17 protein-coding genes are annotated in these 22,444 nt (G+C 33.9%); 16 read left to right on the top strand and 1 reads right to left on the bottom strand.

All coding sequences use genetic code 11. The features are described from left to right. Nucleotides 1-99: 99 nt before the first annotated feature. Entirely contained in the window at nt 100-1,608 is a 1,509-nt protein-coding gene (locus tag Q1W72_RS05500; protein ID WP_099716184.1) for a sodium:solute symporter, read from the bottom strand. Nucleotides 1,609-1,707: 99 nt separating this feature from the next. On the opposite strand from Q1W72_RS05500, the gene recR reads away from it, so the two are divergent. From recR to Q1W72_RS05420, 16 genes are all read left to right on the top strand, one after another. Then, entirely contained in the window at nt 1,708-2,328 is a 621-nt protein-coding gene (gene recR / locus Q1W72_RS05495) for a recombination mediator RecR (RefSeq protein WP_099716183.1), read from the top strand. A gap of 71 nt (nt 2,329-2,399) precedes the next feature. Further along, complete coding sequence (locus Q1W72_RS05490) at nt 2,400-3,191, top strand: polysaccharide biosynthesis/export family protein (RefSeq protein ID WP_099713431.1); 792 nt, start codon at nt 2,400-2,402, stop codon at nt 3,189-3,191. 15 nt (nt 3,192-3,206) lie between these two features. Beyond that, nucleotides 3,207-5,675, top strand: coding sequence for a polysaccharide biosynthesis tyrosine autokinase (locus Q1W72_RS05485; RefSeq protein WP_099713430.1), 2,469 nt, complete (start codon nt 3,207-3,209; stop codon nt 5,673-5,675). Between the two features lie 24 nt (nt 5,676-5,699). Beyond that, nucleotides 5,700-6,689 (top strand): SDR family oxidoreductase, encoded by a 990-nt coding sequence (locus Q1W72_RS05480; protein WP_302137597.1) that lies wholly within the window; start codon nt 5,700-5,702, stop codon nt 6,687-6,689. Nucleotides 6,690-6,743: 54 nt separating this feature from the next. After that, on the top strand, nt 6,744-8,135 hold the full coding sequence (locus Q1W72_RS05475) for a UDP-glucose 6-dehydrogenase (protein WP_302137596.1): 1,392 nt from the start codon (nt 6,744-6,746) through the stop codon (nt 8,133-8,135). 143 nt (nt 8,136-8,278) lie between these two features. Beyond that, entirely contained in the window at nt 8,279-8,743 is a 465-nt protein-coding gene (locus tag Q1W72_RS05470; protein ID WP_302137595.1) for a UpxY family transcription antiterminator, read from the top strand. A 570-nt stretch (nt 8,744-9,313) separates the two neighbouring features. Continuing rightward, on the top strand, nt 9,314-10,597 hold the full coding sequence (locus Q1W72_RS05465; protein ID WP_302137594.1) for a nucleotide sugar dehydrogenase: 1,284 nt from the start codon (nt 9,314-9,316) through the stop codon (nt 10,595-10,597). Nucleotides 10,598-10,649: 52 nt separating this feature from the next. Further along, nucleotides 10,650-11,657, top strand: coding sequence for a mannose-1-phosphate guanylyltransferase (locus Q1W72_RS05460; protein WP_302137593.1), 1,008 nt, complete (start codon nt 10,650-10,652; stop codon nt 11,655-11,657). A gap of 450 nt (nt 11,658-12,107) precedes the next feature. Then, entirely contained in the window at nt 12,108-14,522 is a 2,415-nt protein-coding gene (locus tag Q1W72_RS05455) for an SLBB domain-containing protein (RefSeq protein ID WP_302137592.1), read from the top strand. A 240-nt stretch (nt 14,523-14,762) separates the two neighbouring features. After that, the gene (locus tag Q1W72_RS05450; RefSeq protein ID WP_302137591.1) at nt 14,763-15,833 is read left to right on the top strand and encodes a Wzz/FepE/Etk N-terminal domain-containing protein; all 1,071 of its coding nucleotides are present in this window, start codon (nt 14,763-14,765) and stop codon (nt 15,831-15,833) included. A gap of 66 nt (nt 15,834-15,899) precedes the next feature. Further along, entirely contained in the window at nt 15,900-17,195 is a 1,296-nt protein-coding gene (locus Q1W72_RS05445) for a nucleotide sugar dehydrogenase (protein ID WP_302137590.1), read from the top strand. 15 nt (nt 17,196-17,210) lie between these two features. Next, nucleotides 17,211-18,410, top strand: a complete 1,200-nt coding sequence (lhgO, locus tag Q1W72_RS05440) for an L-2-hydroxyglutarate oxidase (RefSeq protein WP_302137589.1) — start codon at nt 17,211-17,213, stop codon at nt 18,408-18,410. Nucleotides 18,411-18,413: 3 nt separating this feature from the next. Further along, nucleotides 18,414-19,547 (top strand): DegT/DnrJ/EryC1/StrS aminotransferase family protein, encoded by a 1,134-nt coding sequence (locus tag Q1W72_RS05435; protein ID WP_302137588.1) that lies wholly within the window; start codon nt 18,414-18,416, stop codon nt 19,545-19,547. 3 nt (nt 19,548-19,550) lie between these two features. After that, the gene (locus tag Q1W72_RS05430; protein WP_302137587.1) at nt 19,551-20,126 is read left to right on the top strand and encodes an acyltransferase; all 576 of its coding nucleotides are present in this window, start codon (nt 19,551-19,553) and stop codon (nt 20,124-20,126) included. Nucleotides 20,127-20,132: 6 nt separating this feature from the next. Beyond that, a complete protein-coding gene (locus Q1W72_RS05425) occupies nt 20,133-21,173 on the top strand; it encodes a Gfo/Idh/MocA family protein (protein ID WP_302137586.1) in 1,041 nt (346 codons plus the stop codon). Nucleotide 21,174: 1 nt separating this feature from the next. Then, nucleotides 21,175-22,443, top strand: a complete 1,269-nt coding sequence (locus tag Q1W72_RS05420; protein ID WP_302137585.1) for a lipopolysaccharide biosynthesis protein — start codon at nt 21,175-21,177, stop codon at nt 22,441-22,443. Nucleotide 22,444: the final 1 nt, after the last annotated feature.

Genomic DNA, 22,444 nt, shown 5'->3' with positions numbered 1-22,444 from the left:
GAGCTATTCCAGCTATCCGTTGCAATCTTTTATAAAGCTGGAAGCTTTCAAAAGGCTTCCAGCTTTATAAAAGGATTTTCACTTCTATCTGGGCTAAAACTAAAATCGTGTTCCAGAAGTCGCTTTCTTGCTAATCATTAACAATCCAAGAAAAGTGATTAGCCCGTTTACGATAATCAATTCGTTATCGAAAACATATCCAAAAAATAATGCTTTAGAATTTTCACTGATAAAGTAAGTTACTGCCGGAGATAATAAGCATATAATCGGAACAAATTTGTCTTTGACTGTTTTTGATTTTACAAACAATCCAAAACAATACAACCCTAAAAGTGGACCATACGTATAGGATGCAACCCTAAAAATCATTCCTACAACAGAGCTGTCATTGATGGCATTAAAGAAAATAATCACCAGAAACATTAGGAACGAAAAGGCAATATGAACAAAATGTCTAGTTCGTACTACATTTGGTTTCGCTAGATTTTCTACTTTATCCATTCCTAAAAAATCCACACAAAACGAAGTTGTTAGCGCTGTTAACGCGGAATCCGTTGTGGCAAAAGTTGCGGCCGTTAATCCCAACAAGAAAATAACGGATGGAATTAGTGTTAAATGGTTAAAGGCTATTTCGGGAAATAGCAAATCGGTTCTGGGTTTTCCGGTAACTAAATCAGTTGGAACTTCAATTCCGTTTTTAGTGGCATAAATATAAAGTAAAGCACCTACGCTGAGGAAAAAAATATTGATAAGTACAAATATTCCAGTGAACGTAAACATGTTTTTTTGAGCTTCGCCAATGTTCTTACAACTCAGGTTTTTCTGCATTAAATCCTGATCCAAACCTACCATGGCAATAGTAACAAAAATTCCTCCCAGAATTTGTTTTACAAAATGAAACTTACTCGATATGAAATCTTCAAAGAAAAATACTTTTGAATAATTACTATTTTTTACTTCTTCAAAAGCTTCAAAAATATTAAGGTTTAAACTTCTGCAAATAAAGAAAATTGTCAAGAAAACCGAAGTGACCAAGAAAAAAGTTTGCAAAGTGTCAGTAATAATAATGGTTTTCAATCCGCCTCGATAGGTATAAGCAAATATCAAAGCCAGCGAAATTAAAACCGTTACTGCAAATGGAACTCCGTAAAAGTCAAAAACAAAACGTTGCAAAACAATCACAACAAGATACAATCTGAATGCAGATCCAATGGTTCGGCTAATCAAGAAAATAGTTGCGGCGGTTTTATAGGAATAAATCCCTAGTCGATGTTCGATATAACCATAAATCGAAGTTAGATTCATCCGATAATATAGTGGTAGCAGTACTTTTGCAATAATGACGAAACCAATAGCATTGCCTAGTACGAACTGAAAATACTTGAATTGTTCCCCATTTGGAGAGCCAACTTCTCCCGGTACTGAAATAAAAGTCACTCCGGAAAGTGCCGTTCCAATCATTCCAAAAGCAACTAAGTACCATTTGGAGTTTTTATTGGCTTTAAAAAAAGCATCGTTTCCGCTGTCTTTTTTGCTTACAGCATGAGAGATGTAAAATAAAATTCCAAAATAAACGATTATAAGTATTAGAATGGTGCTGGGAGTCATTTTGTATAAAAATTGTTTGGACCAAATTACATAAATAATCTTCAAATTTTCAAATTATCTATCCCGAACGTTCGGGACAAATTAACTACTTTTGCTGTTATGGAATTTTCTTCAAAACTTATAGAAAAAGCAGTTAACGAAATGTCTCAGTTGCCGGGAATTGGTAAACGAACTGCGCTGCGATTGGTATTGCATTTGCTAAAACAGCCAAAAGAGCAAACAGGTTTTTTATCTCAAGCCCTAGTTGCTATGCGTGAGGATATTAAATATTGCAATAGTTGTCATAATATTTCGGATAGTATACTGTGTGAAATTTGTGCTAATCAGAGTAGAAATCACCAAATCATTTGTATTGTTGAGGATATTCGGGATGTTATGGCAATTGAAAATACAGGTCAGTTTAGAGGTATTTATCATGTTTTGGGAGGTAAAATTTCCCCTATTGATGGTGTTGGTCCCAGTCAGTTGAACATTACTACATTGGTCGATAAAGTAAAATCAGGTAGTGTCAACGAAATAATTTTTGCGTTAAGCTCTACAATGGAGGGCGATACCACCAATTTTTATATCTATAAACAAATCGCTGATTGTGAAATAATCATGTCAACAATTGCAAGAGGGATTTCTGTAGGAGATGAGCTGGAATATGCTGATGAAGTTACCTTGGGAAGAAGTATTTTGCAAAGAGTGCCTTTTGAAAAGTCTTTTAAAAATAATTAATCCATTTAATGAATAGCGATGCTTTTTAAATAGTAAATGAAAAGCTATATTTGTCGTTAAAAATATTGAAAATGAGCAAGTCCGTACTCTATTTGTTGTTGTTTATTAGTGTGTTGTTTTCTTCTTGTATTTCAACTCAAGATTTAATTTACCTTCAGAAAAAGAATAATTCAGATGGTGAAACTATGATTGCGGCAGTTGAGTCAAAACCATACCGATTGCAAACTAATGACGTTTTGAGTATTACCATAAAAGCAATAGATCCTAAATTAGTTGCTATTTTTAGTCCTTCAAATGATGGAGGTGCTGGAGGTAAATCAGAGTCAGGATTGTATTTTGACGGTTTTACAGTGGATGATCATGGAAATATAAGAATTCCTGTTTTGGGAGAACTAAATGTCATCGGTTATACGCTGGATGAAATTAGGGTTAGAGTTGAAAAGCAATTATTAGCAGAGTATTTTAATAAGGAGGCTAATATTTTTGTAACGGTTAAATTAGCAGGTTTTAGATATGTTATTAATGGAGAAATTGGGAGTACAGGAACTAAAACTTTGTTTCAAGAGCAGGTAACCATTATGGAAGCTATTGCTAATTCTGGAGATATTACTATTACTGGAGATAGAAAGGCAGTTACAATTATGCGAAAAACACCAACTGGAGTTCAAATGCATGATTTAGATCTTACCGATATAAATGTGATGCAATCACCTTATTTTTATTTACAGCCAAATGATTATATTTATGTAAAACCATTGAAGCAAAAAACTTGGGGAACCGGAAAGACAGGGATAGAATCTTTGGGGACAATCATTACATTGTTGTCTTTAGCTACAACCACTTTTTTACTATTAAAAAATTAAAACAGCGCTCAAAAAATGTTAGATATAAAAGATTTTTCGATTTTTGAAAACCAAGTAAGCTTTGACTTCAAGGGTTTCTTAATAAAAATCGGAAGTTATTGGAAGTGGTTTTTAATAAGTTTATTAATCACTTTCACGATTGCTTATCAGGTGAATATTCGTAAAGAAAAAATTTACGGTATGGAAACACTTATTTCTGTAAAAGAAGAAAGCAATCCGCTTTTTACCTCAAATACCAGCTTGGTCTTTAATTGGGGAGGAACTTCAGATCAGGTTCAGACCATATCAACGACTTTGCAGTCCAGATCTCACAATGAGCTGGTTGTTGATAAATTACAATATTATATTAATTACTTAGTTCAAGGTGAATATAATTTGGTAGATGCTTATGGATCAGTTCCTTTTTATGTAAATATTGATAAATCGAAAGGGCAACTGGCAGGAACTTTAATAGGTATTAAGTTTATAAGTGAAAACACATATGAAATTAGAATTCCGTTTCAGAGCCAAAATGTTTCTATAATTACGTATTCTGATAATTCATACAGTAATACAGCAGTAGCAACAGGAGATTTTGTAAAAAGGTATAAGGTTGGCGAAAAAGTTTCTTTGCCCTTTTTAAATTGGAAGTTGCAAATAAATGAAAATCCAGGTTTCTATAAAGGAAATGAATACTTTGTGCAGTTTAATGATTTTAACGGAACAGTATCAGGGTATAAAGGAATAAGCGTAAGGTCAGATGATAAAGGCGGTTCTATAATTACCTTAGGTATGCAGGGAACTAATAAAGCGAGAATGGTTGAGTATTTGAATGCAACTGTTAAAATGCTTATCAAAAGGCAGTTAGATAGTAAAAACCAGTTTGCGACCAATACTATTGCCTTTATAGATAGTACATTAGTAACGATGGAATCCCAACTTAAGGAAACTGGGAATGAGCTAAAAAGCTTTAGAAAAGGTAAGAATATATACGATATAGAAGAAGGTGGAGCTAAATTTTCTGAAAAGATTTTAGAATTTGATGTCAAAAAAGACGAGGTTAATCGCAAAATGGCATATTATAATTCTTTGAAAGCATATTTAAAAAACAGTGTAAACTATGCTAAACTTCCCGCACCTTCGGTTGCAGGAATAGAAGATCCAAATATTGTAGTAAATGTTTCAAAATTAATTGCATTGTCTACACAAAGATCTGAAATGGCTTATGCTGTAAAGAGTGATAAAATATTTAAGGATTTTGACAATCAAATGGAGGCTGTCAAAAATGTTTTATTAGAGAATATAGCAACAGCAAAGACTTCTCTTCAGTATGATTTAGCTATGGTGAGCAGCAAAATAAATGAAACTGAAAGTACAATAAAGCAACTTCCAGAGGATCAGCAAGAGCTTATTAAAATTAAAAGAAAATATGATTTAAGTGATAATATTTACAGCACTTTTCTTCAAAAAAGAAGCGAAGCAGACATTGTTAAGGCGGCAAATTTATCAGATGTTCATTTTATAGATCCCGCTAAGGATGTTGGCGGAGGACTTATAGGACCAAAAACATCAGTTAATTATGTATTGGCTTTATTTCTGGGGATACTTTTTCCGTTAGTTTTTGTATTTGCAGTTTTCTTTATCAATAATTCGATTCAGAATGCTGAGGATATTAGTAAGATGACAAAAATTCCTTTATTAGGTGTTGTTGGAGTCAATAAAGAGAATACCAATTTAGCTGTTTATGATAAGCCAAAATCAGCTTTATCTGAGTCCTTTAGAGCCATTCGTTCTTCTCTTCAGTTTCTCTATAAGCAACAAAATTTAGATGGAGCAAAGACACTAATGATCACCTCTTCGGTGAGTGGTGAAGGGAAAACATTTTGTTCTATAAATATCGCTACGGTATTTGCACTTAGCGAGAAAAAAACAGTGGTTATTGGTTTAGATTTAAGAAAACCAAAACTCTCTACTGAATTTAATTTGTCGAATGAAGTTGGGGTAGTAAATTATCTGATTAAACAAAAAACGATTGACGAAATCATAAATCATACACACATACCTTTTCTAGATGTTATTTTGTCAGGGCCAATTCCTCCAAATCCTGCTGAAATGATAATGAGTGAAGGAATGGGAGAATTGATAGGAGAGTTAAAGAAAAAATACGATTATATTGTTTTGGATACGCCTCCAGTTGGTTTGGTGTCAGATGCTTTGGAGTTAGCCCAATATTGTGATGTTACCTTATATATAGTAAGACAGAATTTTACTAAAAAAGATATGATTACGCTGTTAAACAACAGAGTGAAACGCGGAGAGTTGAATAATACCAGTATTATTTTGAATGGTTTAGAGAATAAAGCAAAATATGGTACTGGTTATGGGTACGGTTATGGATACGGCTATGGCTATGGTACGTATGCAAATGGATACTATGAAGAAGGTAAAACTAAAAGTATTTATCAAAGAATAGCACAGAAAATTTTGAAAAAACAAATTAAGTAATTGATTGTTTTAAAATAAAAACAGATGCAAGCAGAAACAAAAAGTTCCGTTTTAATTACAGGAGGTGCAGGATTTATCGGTTCTAATCTTTGTGAATATTTTTTGTCTAAAGAGTATGAGGTTGTTTGTTTTGATAATTTTGCAACTGGATATAGACATAATTTAAAAGACTTTATAAATCATCCGAATTTTCGTTTAATAGAAGGCGATATTCGTAATGCTATTGAATGTCAAAATGCAGTACAAGGAGTAGATTATGTTTTACATCAGGCTGCTTTGGGTTCTGTACCTAGATCTATTAATGATCCAGTTACTACAAATGATGTAAATGTCTCCGGTTTTTTGAACATGTTAGTGGCGTCAAGGGATGCAAAAGTTAAACGATTTATTTACGCGGCAAGTTCTTCTACCTATGGTGACTCAGAAGCTTTGCCTAAAGTTGAAGCGGTAATTGGAAAGCCGCTGTCTCCATATGCAATTACAAAATATGTAAATGAGCTCTATGCTGAAATTTTTAGCAGAACCTATGGTTTAGAGACAATCGGGTTGCGTTATTTTAATGTTTTTGGTCGAAAGCAAGATCCTAACGGAGCATATGCGGCGGTCATTCCTAAATTTGTAATGCAGTTGATGCAATTAGAAAGTCCAAAAATAAATGGGGATGGGAACTATTCCCGTGATTTTACCTATATTGATAATGTGATTCAAATGAATGAGTTGGCTATGCTGACAAAAAATCCAGAAGCTATAAATACGGTTTATAATACTGCTTATGGAGACCGAAATACATTGAATAATTTAGTAGCTTATTTAAAAGAATTTTTAAGTGTTTACGATGAAAAAATTGCTGCAGTTGCCGTAGAATACGGGCCTAATAGAGCTGGTGATATTCCACATTCTTTGGCAAGTATTGAGAAAGCTAAATTGTTATTGGGTTATAATCCAAAATATTCGATGCAAGAAGGATTGCAAGAAGCTGTCGAATGGTATTGGGAGAACCTGCGTGAGAAGTGAATAGTTAGAAATGAGTAGTTAGAGGGAAATAGATATTGGAAAAATAATAAAAGAATGAAGATTACAAAGATTTGTTGTATAGGAGCGGGATATGTTGGGGGACCGACGATGGCAGTTATTGCTCAAAAATGCCCACAAATACAAGTTACGGTAGTAGACTTAAATGAAGAGCGAATTACTGCATGGAATGATGAAAATGTAGACAATATACCCATTTATGAACCAGGTTTAAGCGAAATTGTTGCCGAAGCCAGAGGGAGAAACTTGTTTTTTTCGACCCATGTAGAAAAAGCGATAGACGAAGCCCAAATCATTTTTATATCTGTTAATACACCTACAAAAACCTATGGAAAAGGAAAAGGCATGGCAGCTGATTTGAAATATATTGAATTGTGTGCGAGACAAATTGCCAGAGTAGCTAAAGACAACAAAATTGTAGTTGAAAAATCGACACTTCCTGTTAGAACAGCTGAAGCAATAAAAAGTATTTTAGACAATACTGGAAATGGTGTTCAGTTTCAAATTCTTTCTAACCCAGAGTTTTTGGCTGAAGGGACTGCTGTTCAGGATTTATTGAATCCGGATAGAATTTTAATTGGAGGAGATCCTTCGGAAGAAGGTCAAAAAGCGATACAGGCACTTGTTGATGTGTATTCGAATTGGGTCGCGTCTGAGAAAATATTAACTACTAATTTATGGTCATCAGAGTTATCAAAACTGACAGCGAATGCATTTTTGGCACAAAGAATTTCGTCGATTAATGCAATGTCTGAGCTTTGTGAAAAAACTGGGGCAGATGTAAATGAAGTGGCAAAAGCTATAGGAATGGATAGCAGAATAGGATCAAAATTCCTGAAAGCTTCGGTTGGATTTGGAGGTTCTTGTTTTCAAAAAGATATATTAAATTTGGTTTACATCGCCAAATCTTATGGACTACATGAAGTTGCTGATTATTGGGAGCAGGTAATTATAATGAATGATCATCAGAAAAGGCGTTTTTCGAACAATATAATTCAAACACTTTACAATACGGTTTCTGATAAAAAAATAACCTTTCTTGGTTGGGCTTTCAAAAAAGACACGAATGACACTAGAGAATCTGCTGCTATTTATGTTGCAGATGATTTAATAAATGAACATGCAAAAATTGCTGTGTACGACCCTAAGGTATCTAATAAAAAGATCATTAACGATTTAAATTATTTAGAAACCAGAAGCGCTGAGTTAAATACGAATAGTGTTAGTTCTTTTGATAATCCATATGAGGCATGCCATAATGCTCATGCAATAGCGGTACTTACCGAATGGGATGAATTTATTAATTATGATTGGCAAAAGATATATGATTCCATGCAAAAACCTGCTTTTGTTTTTGATGGAAGAAACTTGTTGAATGCATCAGAATTAAGGGCTATTGGTTTTGTATATCAGGCTATAGGTTCGTAAAAAAAAATAGATTATTAAGAGGTAAAAATAACAAAGAGACAAGATTAGAGTGTTATTATGAATCAAGTAGAAATGTATTGTCTCTTGTAGAAGTTTATTTCGATCAATGACACTAAAACTATTAGTGTAATACAAAATATAAGATGAATTGGTATGTAGTTTACACAAAGCCCAAATGGGAGAAAAAAGTTGCAGAACAATTAAGAAATAAAGGAATAGAGTGCTATTGTCCTTTGATTACACAAGTTAGGCAATGGTCAGATAGAAAGAAAAAAGTAGAAGTCCCGCTTTTTAATTCCTATGTTTTTGTTCAACTGCCAGATTCGGAAAGAAATGCAGTATTTCAATCTGTTGGAGTGGTGCGTTATTTGTTTTGGTTAGGAAAACCAGCTATAGTTCGTGATGAAGAGATCAGTACTATAAAGAAATGGCTGGATCCTTCTGAGGGTAATGATGTTTCAGTACTTTCTTTTCAAATTGGAGATGCTATACAATTAGATTCCGGACCATTTTCAAATCAAAAAGCAATTGTTCAAGAGGTTACTAATACTCATTATGTATTGGTTTTGGAATCGTTGGGTTGTGTCTTAAAAATGAAGCATAAATAATATCCTTTATCACAATTTTTGAGTAATTGATATTCGATGCCCTATTTAATGTGTCTATAATTTTGAAAAATGCGAAAGCCTAACTCAATTGAGTTAGGCTTTCGCATTTTTCAAATGAACATGGATTCGAAATTAGAAGTGATTTTAAATAAAAATTAAAATAGCTTTATATCTATTTGTTCTGGATAGCAAAAAAATATAATTGATGCATTTTTATATTTAAATAATTTATTGCACTTTCAGTCTTATAAATGTCACTATTAGTTTCGATTTTATAAGGGTTAGTTTAAGATCTCTTTTGTGTGTGTTTTATCACCTATTTAGGTGATTTTTTTGAGGTAGTTTAATTGGTTTTTAAAGTGTTTATTGCTGGTTTTTAGTTGTTTGTGTTTGTGCTTGGTTTTTGTGAAAGCATAGTAGTATTTTGAGAGGTAAATAATAGATGAAAAATCGGCATATTGTACCTATATTTGCCCTCTTAAATTATTCTGTTTTCAGCTCATTTCTGTGAGTGTGAAATGCGAAGCAGTGTAATAAAGTTAACGATAGTTACTTAATAATTGTTTAAAAATGAATTCTAATACAAAAATAGCTGTAATTGGTTTGGGATATGTAGGTTTGCCATTGGCAAGATTGTTTGCAACCAAACATGCTGTTGTTGGATTTGACATCAATCAATCTAGGGTTAGTTCATTAAAATCAGGTACTGATACCACATTTGAAGTAGATGACGTTACCTTGCAAAAAGTGTTATTGGAGCACCCAAGTGATGCTATTGGTTTATACTGCACAACTGATGTTAATGATATCGCAGATTGTAATTATTATATTGTTACGGTGCCTACTCCGGTTGATAAAAATAACCGCCCAGATTTAACTCCATTATATAAATCCAGCGAAACTGTTGGTTCAGTTTTAAAAAAAGGAGATGTCGTTATTTATGAATCTACCGTTTATCCTGGGGTAACCGAGGAAGAATGTGTACCTGTTTTAGAGCGTATTTCTGGATTGAAATTTAATGTAGATTTTTTCGCGGGTTATTCTCCTGAAAGAATTAATCCGGGAGACAAAGAACATACAGTTGAGAAAATTTTAAAAATCACTTCAGGTTCAACTTTCGAGATTGGCCAAAAAGTAAATGAATTATATAAGTCCGTTATTACTGCAGGTACACATTTGGCACCATCTATCAAGGTTGCCGAAGCTGCCAAAGTAATCGAAAACTCTCAGCGAGACATCAATATAGCTTTTGTAAACGAGTTAGCTAAAATATTCAATTTGATGAATATTGATACGCAAGCCGTTTTAGAAGCAGCGAGAACCAAATGGAATTTTCTGCCTTTTAAACCCGGTTTAGTTGGAGGTCATTGCATTGGGGTAGATCCTTATTACTTGGCTCAACGAGCACAAGAATTTGGTTATCACCCTGAAATTATTTTAGCCGGAAGGAGATTGAATGACAGTATGGGCGAATATGTAGCTTCTCAAGTAGTGAAGTTGATGATTAAAAAAGGAATTTCGGTTAATGGAGCTACCCTTTTGATGCTAGGAATTACCTTCAAAGAGAACTGTCCGGATGTTCGTAATACAAAAATTGTGGATGTAATAGCTGCTTTAACGGATTACGGAATTACAGTAACGACGTATGATCCTCTTGCTAATCCATTAGAAGTAAAAAAAGAATATAACTTGGTTACGACAAATTTAATCCCAACTCGAAAATTTGATGCCGTAATTTTAGGAGTTGCCCACCATCAATTTTTAGATTTAGACTTGTCAACATTACAAAATGCAACTAGTTTGTTGTATGATGTAAAAGGGGTTTTGGGTGATGCAGTTGATGGGCGGTTATAGAATACCATTATAATAAAAATGGATAAAATTAAAATAGCAATAAAAGTTCAGCATGGAAAATAAGCCTTCAATTACACATGTCATTCTTACTGGCGGAGTAGGCAGCAGATTATGGCCTTTGTCCCGTAAAAGCCAACCTAAACAATATCTAGATTTGTTTGATGGTAAATCATTATTTGAGATGACTGTGGAGCGCAATCGTAATGTTGCGAATAAAATTATGGTTGTAGGTAATATTGATAATTGTCACCTAAGTAGAAAAGTGATGGAAAAATCAAATACTCCCTATTTAGATATCATTGAATCCACTCCAAGAAATACAGCTGCTGCAATAGCTTTTGCCGCTTTTGCCTCGCATCCGGACGATATTTTAATTGTTACGCCTTCGGATCACATTATTGATGCAATGGAAAATTATGAAGCAGCAATTAATGAAGCGGTAGAAAAAGCTTCCAAAGGCTATATTGTAACTTTCGGAATTGTACCCACTAAGCCAGAAATAGGATATGGTTATATTGAAAGAAAAGGAGATGACGTGATTTCTTTTCGAGAAAAACCAAACCAAGTAACTGCAAAGGATTTTATTGCCAAAGGGAATTTTCTGTGGAACAGTGGTATGTTTTGTTTTAAAGCGGGTGTATTTTTAGATGAACTACAATCCTTTCAACCAGATGTATATGAAAAGTCTAAAATTGCATGGGATAGTAATAGCAATGGCACTTTAGATTTACAATTGTCTCTCGAAATTCCTTCCATCAGTATTGATTATGCAGTTATGGAAAGAAGTAAAAAAATAAAAGTAGTACCCTCTACATTTATTTGGTCTGATTTAGGTTCTTTTGAGTCCGTTTATGACTATCTGGTTTCTACGGGGCATTCTGTTGATAAAAATGGAAACATGGTTATTGGGACTGATAATTATACCGCTTTTGTGGGATTGAAAAATACTATTTTTGTTTACACGGAAACGGCTAATTTAATTTTGCAAAAAGATAGTTCTCAAGATGTCAAGAATATATATAATCAGTTGGAAAGAGAAAATCCAGATTTGTTGGATTGAAATAAAATGAGTGAATGTGTCCTTCGACTTCGCTCAGGATGACGGTGGGTTTTAGGTTTTGGGTATTGAGAAGTGTCGAAAAGCGAGAAGGGAAAATTTCAAAATCAAAATTATTTAATGTGTCTTAAAAGAGAATAAAAAGAGGCAAAAAAAACATTAATTTAAAATTTTAATTTTTTGTAAAATTACTTGCTTGTTTAATGGATTGGTTTTTAATATTTTGTAAGAATAAGATGAAATATATCTTATGTATATTTTTCGTTTAATAAATAGCGAGTTAAAATTTTTAAACTAAATTTGCTGACGAAAAGAAAATCTGGTAAAGCCCAATGGGGACTTAGCATGGCGAAGCCATTGGGGCTTGTTGCTATTTTTATTGCCATATAATACATTGCACTACAATAGGACTAACAAATTGTAGATTTGAAGAATTTAAATTTTAGAATAGATATGAGAAAAATAATTACAGTCACTTTATTGTTTATTGCACTTTTTCAGTCCTCCACTTTGTTGGCGCAGGATTTGTTAAAAAGCACTGATTTAAGTACGTTAAAAGTAGATTATTTAACTGATGGTGATGTAGCTAAAATAAAAGCACAGTTGCAAAGTAATAATATGACTATTGAACAGGCTGAGCCTATGGCTTTGGCTAAAGGGATGTCTGCCACCGAATTCGCAAAATTAAAAGCCAGATTGGGAGCGCAGGGCACAAATACAGAGACTACAAAAAATGGTACAGCATCTGAGGAGGAATTAAGCAGAAAACAAGATAAAATAGTCAATACCAAAGTAAAAGACACACTAAATGCCTTAATTTTTGGGTCGGAACTGTTTGATAATCCCACTTTGAATTTTGAACCTAATCTAAAATTGGCCACCCCTGTTAATTACATTTTAGGACCCGGTGATGAATTACAAGTCAGTGTTTATGGTGTGCAGGAATTTAACGCCAGCATTCCTGTGAGTGTTGAAGGAAAAGTAACGATTCAATATGTGGGTCAGATTCCGGTTTCGGGAATGACCATCGAGGCTGCCACCCAAAAAATTAGAAATGCTATAGCGGGTGTTTATAGCACTGTACGTTCAGGGCAATCACAGGTAACTGTTAATCTTACTCGTATCAGAACAATTAAAGTAACTTTGATAGGCAGTAAGCAACCAGGGAACTATTCTATTTCTTCTTTGGCAACGGTTTATAATGCGTTGTTTTTAGGCGGTGGACCCGGGAAAAATGGCAGTTATAGAAATATTGAATTGATTCGAAACAATAAAGTGTTTACTACAGTAGATATTTATAATTTTTTAGTCAATGGAGATCAATCTGATAATGTTGGGTTGAAAGACAATGATGTTATTCGGATTCCAGCCTATAATCAGAGGGTTACCCTTGAAGGACAGGTTAAGCGTCCGGGTGTTTTTGAGATGAAAAAGGGGGAGACGTTTAATGATTTATTGTCATTTGCTTCTGGTTTCAATGAATTTGCTTATACAGCATCCGTCAATGTATTGCAAAAAACGGATAAAGAATTTAAAGTGCGAGACATAAAATCGACAGAATTTAATTCTTATAAACCACTTTCAGGAGATGTGTTCCGAGTGTCAAAAATATTAAACCGTTTCGAAAATCGTATCAAAATTGACGGTGCCGTTTTTAGACCTGATACCTATTCTTTTTATCAAGGCATGCGCATCTCTGATTTGATTTCAAAAGCCGAAGGGTTAAAAGAAGATGCTTATAGCAATAGAGCCAGAATCATTCGATTGCAATCAGACTTGACTACGGAAATCGTCAACGTGAATTTGGCGAAAGCCTTAGAAGGAGATTTAGAAGCTGATATTGCCTTGCATAAAGAAGATGTTGTAACGGTGTATTCGATTTTAGATTTCGTTGAAGACTATAAAATAACGATTGACGGTGAAATTAAAAAACCCGGGGTTTATGAGTATCATGAGAATCTTACTTTAAATGATTTATTGGTACAGGCTGGCGGATTAACGGGTTCTGCTTCTAAAAGAGTGGAAGTTGCGCGAATGATTCAATCCGAAGAAATTGATGACCTTAATCCTAATAAAGCGGAATTGTTTAACATAGAAATTACGGCCAATAACAACGAGCAATTAAAAAACTTTGAATTGCAACCATTTGATGTGGTTAATATTCGTAAAATGGCTGTCTATGACAAACCTGAAATGGTATCTGTAAACGGAGCGGTGCATTATGCTGGTAAATATGTATTGGCACATAAGAAAGACAAAGTATATGATGTTGTGCAAAGAGCTGGAGGATTGACTTCATTGGCAAATGTAGAAGGTGTTAAAATAAAAAGACCTATTCAAGCGAAACAAATTGAAGCTGTAGAAAGCGTAGATTTGAATTTGGGTACCAAAGACAGTATTCAAAACAAGCTCTCTAAAAAATTGAAAGAAGATTTAAAATTTGCTATCATCCCTATAGATTGGAAATCGATTGTTAAAAATCAAAATAGCAGCACCAATGTAACTTTGTTCCCCGGTGACGAAATTGAAGTGGCGACTTTTAATGAAGGCGTTAAAGTGACTGGGAATGTATTGTTGACTTCTGAAATTCCTTACGATAAAGGAAAGTCATTTGGTTATTATTTGGATGCCGTAGGAGGAGTAGATGCGAAAGGCTGGAAGAAAAAGGCCTATATTATTTATCCTAATGGTAAAGCAGCTGTAGCCAGTTCTTTCCTATTCATTAGATCCTACCCCAAAGTGAAACCAGGTTCTCAAATTATAGTTCCTGAAAAACCAGAAACTAAAAAAATGAGTACGGGAGAATTTGTCAGTATAGCCGGAGTATTGGCGAGTTTGGCAGGGATTGTGATTGCACTTATTAGGTAATAGTGATTAGTGAGAAGTGAAAGGATGAGAAGTGTCCTTCGACTTCGCTCAGGATGGCGGTAAGTAGTTAGGAGTGAATGGTAATCAGTTTTTAGGTTCAGATGACAGATAGTGGACTTCATTTGTTTTACCCCGACCCTAAAGGGAGACAAATGAAAACAGACAACCGGTTTTTGTCGACACCGTTTAGAATACACATTTCAATAATAAATAAAAGACAAGCGTAAAATCTTGATAAAAATGAACGAACAAATACCTAATGACGAAATATCGTTAAAAGAATTAATTGAGAAGGGAAAGGAATGGTATTCTTATTTGCTATCGCAATGGAAAATTATTGTTTTAGCAGGAATTATAGGGGCAGGTTTAGGCTTGGCTTATTCTTTTAGTAAAAAGCCAGTGTATACGGCTACTTTATCTTTTGCATTAGAAGACGAGAAAGGCGGCGGCGGATTGGGAGGTGCTTTAGGTTTGGCGAGTTCGTTTGGTATAGACATAGGAGGCGGTGGCGGGAGTATTTTTACCGGTTCCAATTTAACTGAATTGTTCAAGTCCCGATCGATGGTTGAACAGACCCTGATGAGTCCTGTTGTTGTAGATGGAAAGACCATTTCTTTGGCGGAGATGTATATTCAAAATCAGGGATGGAGAGACCAATGGAATGACAAACCAAAATTTAAGGCTATCCAGTTTTTACCCGATATCAAACGGAAATATTTCACCCGGGCGCACGACAGTATCTTGGGCGTGGTATATCAAGATTTGTCTAAAACCGGATTGGCTGTAGCACAAAAAGACAAAAAGATTGCTATTATTAACATAGATGTTAACTCTACTGATGAATTGTTTGCCAAATATTTCACCGAAGCCTTAGCCAAACAAGTATCCGACTTTTATGTCACTACCAAAAGCAAGAAGGCACGCATGAATATGGATATACTGGAACGGCAAACGGATTCTATTCGTGGCGAACTCAACGGAGCCATTACTGGTGTGGCGGTTGCCAATGACAATACTTTTGCTTTGAATCCTGCCATGAATGTGCGTCGTGCCCCTTCGGCTCGAAGACAGGTAGATGTGCAGGCGAATACTGCTATACTGACTGAATTGGTTAAGCAAACGGAATTGGCTAAAGTAACTTTGCGTAAGGAAACTCCTTTAATTCAGGTAATTGATCGGCCTATTTTACCTTTAAAAAAAGAAAAGTTTGGGAAAGCCAAAGGAATTTTGATGGGAGGTTTCCTTTTTAGTTTTTTAACAATACTTGGGGTAGTATTTAGAAGAGTATTTAGGGCAATTAATTTGGGATAACTATTTTCCATTTTAAATAGAAAACAAAATTATTCAAAAATAAATTAAAGAATATATATAACTATTATGTCAAAATTATTCGATTCGTATTTAAATAAGGAAAAAATTATTTCCGTTACTGGCTTAGGGTATGTTGGTTTACCATTAGCTTTAGAGTTTGCTAAGCATTTTAAAGTTATCGGTTTTGATATTAATGTAGCCCGAGTTGAATTGATGAGAAAAGGGATTGATCCGTCAAAAGAGTTAGATTCTAACGCTTTTGAGGGATGTGATATTACTTTTACATCCGATGTTGCTGATTTGAAACAAGCTAATTTTCATATAGTAGGCGTTCCAACAGATATCGATGAAAATAAAGTCCCTAATTTGAACCCATTGTTAGGTGCCTCCAGAAGTGTTGCTTCTGCATTAAAAAAAGGCGATTATGTAGTTTATGAATCAACGGTTTATCCTGGTTGTACAGAAGAAGATTGTGTGCCAATATTAGAGAATATTTCAGGTTTGAAAGCTGGTGTAGATTTTAAATTTGGATACAGTCCAGAACGAATTGTTCCTGGAGATAAGGTAAAAACTCTGACTAATATCTTGAAAATTGTTTCAGGTAATGACGAAGAGGCTTTAGAAATGATTTCAGAGGTATATAGTACTATCATAAAAGCTGGATTGCACAAAGCTGAATCTATAAAAGTCGCGGAAGCGGCAAAAGTTATCGAAAATACGCAAAGGGATATCAATATTTCACTGATGAATGAGTTGGCAATCATTTTTGATAAAATGGGCATTGATACTAAAGCTGTAATTGAAGCAGCTGGTACCAAATGGAATTTCCATAAATATCAACCGGGTTTAGTAGGAGGGCATTGTATCAGCGTTGATCCTTTTTATTTGATGCACAAAGCCAAACAATTAGGAATAGATCCTCAGGTTATTGCAGCTGGGAGACGCGTAAATGATTTTATACCAAGCTTTATTGCCAAAAGAATTGTTCAAGCTTTAATAGAGCAGGATAAAAACCCTGGGAAATCCAAAGTTCTTGTAATGGGAATCACTTTTAAAGAAGATGTGGCCGATATTCGAAATTCTAAAGTTGTTGATTTAGTAAAGGAGCTAATGGATTATTCTATTCATGTTCATGTGATAGACCCACATGGGTCTCCAAACGAATTAGCACACGAATACGGTATTACCTTGATTGAAGAACCTATGGGTTTATATGATATTATTGTATTGGCTGTAGGACATAATGAATATATACAAATGAAGCCAGAAGATTTTCAAAAATTATCGAAGGATGAAATTTATATGTTTGATATAAAAGGAATGAAGAATCCTAAAGAATTTAAGAATTATTGGAGGTTGTAATTTAAAGTAGTCAATTTGAAAACAGATTTCATCATTGTAGGTGCAGGTATCGTAGGGTTATCAACAGCGTATCATTTAAAAAAGAAAAATCCAAAATTAAATGTTGTTGTTTTAGAAAAAGAACCTAAAATTGCTTTGCACCAAACAGGACATAATAGTGGCGTGATACATTCGGGAATTTATTATAAACCGGGCAGTTTAAAAGCTATAAATTGCAGAAAAGGGTATGACCAATTGATCCAATTTTGTAACGAAAATGAAATTAAATATGATCTTTGCGGTAAAATAATTGTAGCAACCGAGAAAGAAGAATTGCCTATAATGGCAGGAATTTATGATAGAGGGGTTGCCAACGGACTTTTGGGAATAAAGAAAATTAATGCACAAGAGATCAAAGAAATTGAACCACATTGTACTGGGATAGAAGGGATTTGGGTACCTCAAACTGGAATTATAGATTATACAGAAGTTTCTCAAAAATATGCTGATTTATTTGTACAACTAGGAGGTGAAATTCTATTTGAACAAAATGTTCAAGAAATCAAGTCTATTGGAAATAGTTCTGAAATACAAACGAAAAATAATCGTTTTGAAACGAAATGGATTATCAACTGCGCTGGATTGTACTCGGATAAGGTAGCGAAAATGACAAATGCAACTCTTGATGTTCAAATTTTGCCTTTTAGAGGAGAATATTTTAACATTAAAAAAGAAAAAGAATATTTAGTTAAAAATTTAATTTATCCGGTGCCCAACCCTAATTTTCCTTTTTTAGGAGTACATTTTACGCGAATGGTTCATGGCGGTGTTGAAGCAGGGCCTAATGCTGTATTAGCTTTTGCAAGAGAAGGATATACCAATAAAACAATTAATTGGAAAGAGCTTTTTGAAACTTTAGGCCATTCTGGTTTTCAAAAAGTGGCATTAAAATATTGGAAAGACGGTATGTATGAAATGTATCGCTCCTACTCTAAAACAGCATTTACAAAAGCTTTGCAAAGATTAATTCCGGAAATACAAAAAGGAGATTTAGAAATGGGTGGCGCAGGAGTTCGCGCACAAGCCTGTGATAGCAAAGGAAATCTTTCGGATGATTTCTTAATTTTTGAAGATAATACTATAATTAATGTGTGTAATGCACCTTCGCCTGCAGCAACATCATCTTTAGCAATTGGAGAAAGTATAGCTTCTCTGGCATTAAAAAAATATAATTAAGTTATGAAGGAACCCATTCAAATGGTGGATTTAAAAACACAATACCACCACATAAAAAAAGAAATAGACCAAGCTGTAATTGATTGTATAAGTAGTACAACTTTTATTAATGGGCCAGCAGTTAAAGAATTTCAATCTGGATTAGAAAAATATCTAGATGTAAAGCATGTTATACCTTGTGCTAATGGAACCGATTCTTTGCAAATTGCTATGATGGCATTAGGGCTTGAAAGAGGTGATGAAGTAATTTGCCCTTCATTTACTTATGTAGCTACGGCAGAAGTTATAGGGTTACTTGGTTTGATTCCTGTGATGGTTGAAGTTGATGAAAACACTTTCAATATAACTGCCGAGATTATAGAAAAAGCAATAACGCCAAAGACTAAAGCAATTGTGCCAGTTCATTTATATGGACAGTCTTGTGATATGGAACCGATTATGAAATTGTCTGAAAAGTACAATTTGTTTGTTATTGAAGACAATGCTCAAGCGATTGGAGCTACTTATACTTTTTCGGATGGGCGCACTGCTAAAACGGGTACTATAGGACATATTGGAAGTACCTCTTTTTTTCCTTCAAAAAATTTAGGGTGCTATGGAGACGGAGGTGCGTTAATGACAAATGATGATGAATTGGCTCAAAAAATGAGGATGATTGCCAATCACGGACAAGAAAAAAAATATTATCATAAGGTTTTAGGTTGTAATTCCAGATTGGATACATTGCAAGCCACCATACTTAATATTAAATTAAGGCATTTAGATAATTATAGTCAGGCTCGCAATAAAATGGCATCGCATTACGATACTGTTTTTGCAGGAATTAAAGAGTTACAAGTGCCGGTTAGACAATTCAACAGTACTCATGTTTTTCATCAATATACGATGAAAGTAAAAAATGATAAACGAGATGAATTACAAAAGTTTCTTTCTGAAAAAGGAATTCCTAGTATGATTTATTACCCTCTTCCGTTATACAAGCAAGAGGCATTTCAGCAATTTGTGGATTCAGATTTTAAATTACCAATTACAGAATCTTTATGTGATGAAGTGATTTCATTACCGGTTCATACCGAAATGGAATTGGAGTCAATGGAGTATGTTTGTAATCAGGTAAAATCATTTTTTAATAACTAAAATATGCAAGATTTTTTCGCACACGAAACAGCATTAATTGATGTAGGTTGTACAATTGGGAATGGAACTAAAATATGGCATTTTTCGCACATTATGTCTAATTGTATACTTGGAGAGAAGTGTAATATTGGTCAAAATGTGGTTATATCACCAGAAGTTATATTAGGGAATAATGTTAAAGTCCAAAATAATGTTTCCATTTATACAGGAGTAACTTGTGATGACGATGTTTTTTTAGGACCATCAATGGTTTTTACTAATATAATTAATCCTCGTAGTGCCATAATTAGAAGGGAACAATATGCCAAAACTCATGTGGGTAAAGGAGCCAGTATAGGGGCTAATGCAACTATAGTTTGTGGACATGATATTGGTGAATATGCTTTTATAGGAGCTGGAGCCGTTGTGACCAAAAATGTCCCTCCTTTTGCGCTTGTAGTCGGCAATCCTGCTAAGCAAATTGGATGGGTAGGAGAGTACGGGCATCGTTTGGATTTTAATGAAGAGGGTATAGCTATTTGTCATGAAAGTAAACAGGAATATAAATTAGAAAATAATTCAGTAATCAAAATAAGTTAATTGAAGATGAGTAAGATAAAATTTGCAGTGATTGGATGTGGTTATATCGGTAAAAGACACGCAAGTATGATACTTGGCAATTCGAATTTCGAGTTGGTTGCACTATGTGATATCAAAAAAAGGGAAGAGTTAGGGTTGGAAAATTATCAAAATGCGAAGTTTTTCAATTCGCTGGATGCTTTATTTGATTCCGGGATAGAAGTTGATGCGGTAGCAATAGCAACACCTAATGGATATCACCAAGAACAGGGGTTACAAGTATTAGAAAATAATTGCCATGTTGTAATAGAGAAACCGATGGCATTGACCAAAGCAGGTTGTGAGCAAATTATATTTAAGGCACTTCAAAAACACAAACAAGTGTTTTGCGTCATGCAAAATCGTTATTCTCCGCCATCAGTTTGGTTAAAAGAAGTTCTTGAAGCAGGAATTTTGGGTAAGATTTTTATGGTTCAAATTAATTGTTACTGGAACAGAGATGATCGCTATTACAAACCGGACCCTAAAACTGGTAAGCCAACTTCTTGGCATGGTAAAAAAGACTTGGATGGAGGGACTTTATTTACGCAATTCTCTCATTTTATTGATTTGTTGTATTGGTATTTTGGTGATGTAACGAATATTAATGCAAGATTAAATGATTTTACACACGAAAATAGTACCGATTTTGAAGATTCAGGTTTTGTAACGTTTGATTTTGTAGAAGGAGGAATCGGTAATTTGAATTATTCAACAGCGGTTTGGGATAAAAATTTAGAAAGTTCTATAACCATAGTAGCCGAAAACGGATCTGTAAAAGTAGGCGGACAATATATGAATGAAGTAGAATACTGCCATATCAAAGATTATGTAATGCCAGTTCTTGCCGAAAGTAATCCACCAAATGATTATGGACAATACAAAGGATCAGCAGCCAATCATCATTATGTGTATGAGAATATTGCAAATGTGATTGCAGGTACGGATAGTATCTCTACGAATGCTTTAGAAGGAATGAAAGTGGTTGATATTATTGAAAGAATTTATGAATTGAAGAAAAATAATTAGTTTGATTTTTTTTAACAAAATAAAAAACAATCCTTTTCTTAGAAACGTTTCTACACTTGCTTTCGGTACTATAATAAGTCAGATTATAGTGGTGGGAACATCGCCTATATTAACAAGACTGTTTACCGTAGAGTCTTTTGGTGTTCTTTCGTTATTTACCAGCATTACTGTAATTTTTGGTGTTATAACTACAGGAAGATATGAGTTGTCAATGGGTTTACCCGAAAAGGATGAAAGCGCTAAGAATATATTGCGATTAATTATTGCTATTGGTTTATTGGTTTCTATTCTTTATTTCTTTGTGATTCTTGTAATGAAAGAGATTGTACATTACAAAGGAGTTTCGGGATTATTTCTTAATAATTGGATTTATATTGCGCCCATTTACACCTTCTTTATAGCCGTGTATTCCGGTTTGATTTACTGGAATCAAAGACAAAAAAAATATAAAAAAATCACTATTTCGAATGCTTTGCAAGTGATTTTAGCTACATTATTCAGTCTATTATTCGGATATTTTGGATATGTGGAATTAGGAATGATTATAGCTCTCGTGTTAGGAATTATGATGAGTTCTTTTTTTTTACTTAAAGATTTTAATAAAGCTGATTTTATTTTTCGGTATGATGATGTAAAAGAGGTAGCCAAAGAGTTTAAGTCTTTTCCAAAATATATGATTTTGTCCGATTTATCTCTTACAACCGGTCAACAATTTATTCCCATTATCTTCTCTGGCTTGTTCAGTACAATTATAGTAGGTTATTATTCGTTGGCCAACAGGATGATACGCTTGCCTAATATTGTTTTAACAAGCTCTATTGCCAATGTTTTCAGGAATGAAGCCATCGATGAAATTAGAATTAAAGGCAATTGTAGTCAATTGTATGTATCTACATTTAAGAAATTGATTGTCATGTCATTACCTATTTATATATTGGTTTTTATTTTTTCTCCAATGTTGTTTGTGTTTTTTTTTGGTGATAACTGGTTACAAGCAGGCTATTTTGCAAGAATTCTATCTGTTTTACTATTAGTGGAATTTGTGGCAACACCGCTTAATAGTTTGTTTTACATCATGTCGAAGCAAAAAATATTTATGAAACTTCAATTACTTAACACTATTTTTGGAGCTTTAATGATTTATATTGGATATAAATTTTTTAACAGTCCCTATTGGTCGTTGGCTCTTTTTTGTATCAATGCGTTGTTATTCAATTTTATATTTATATTTTTCACTTATTCCATTTCGAAAAATGAAGAAAAAGAATAAT

It is taken from the genome of Flavobacterium sp. ZE23DGlu08 (assembly GCF_030505335.1).
GTDB classification, from domain to species: Bacteria; Bacteroidota; Bacteroidia; order Flavobacteriales; family Flavobacteriaceae; genus Flavobacterium; species Flavobacterium algoritolerans.
Note: the sequence above shows the minus strand (reverse complement) of the source record. Positions and strands in the feature narration are given on the sequence as shown.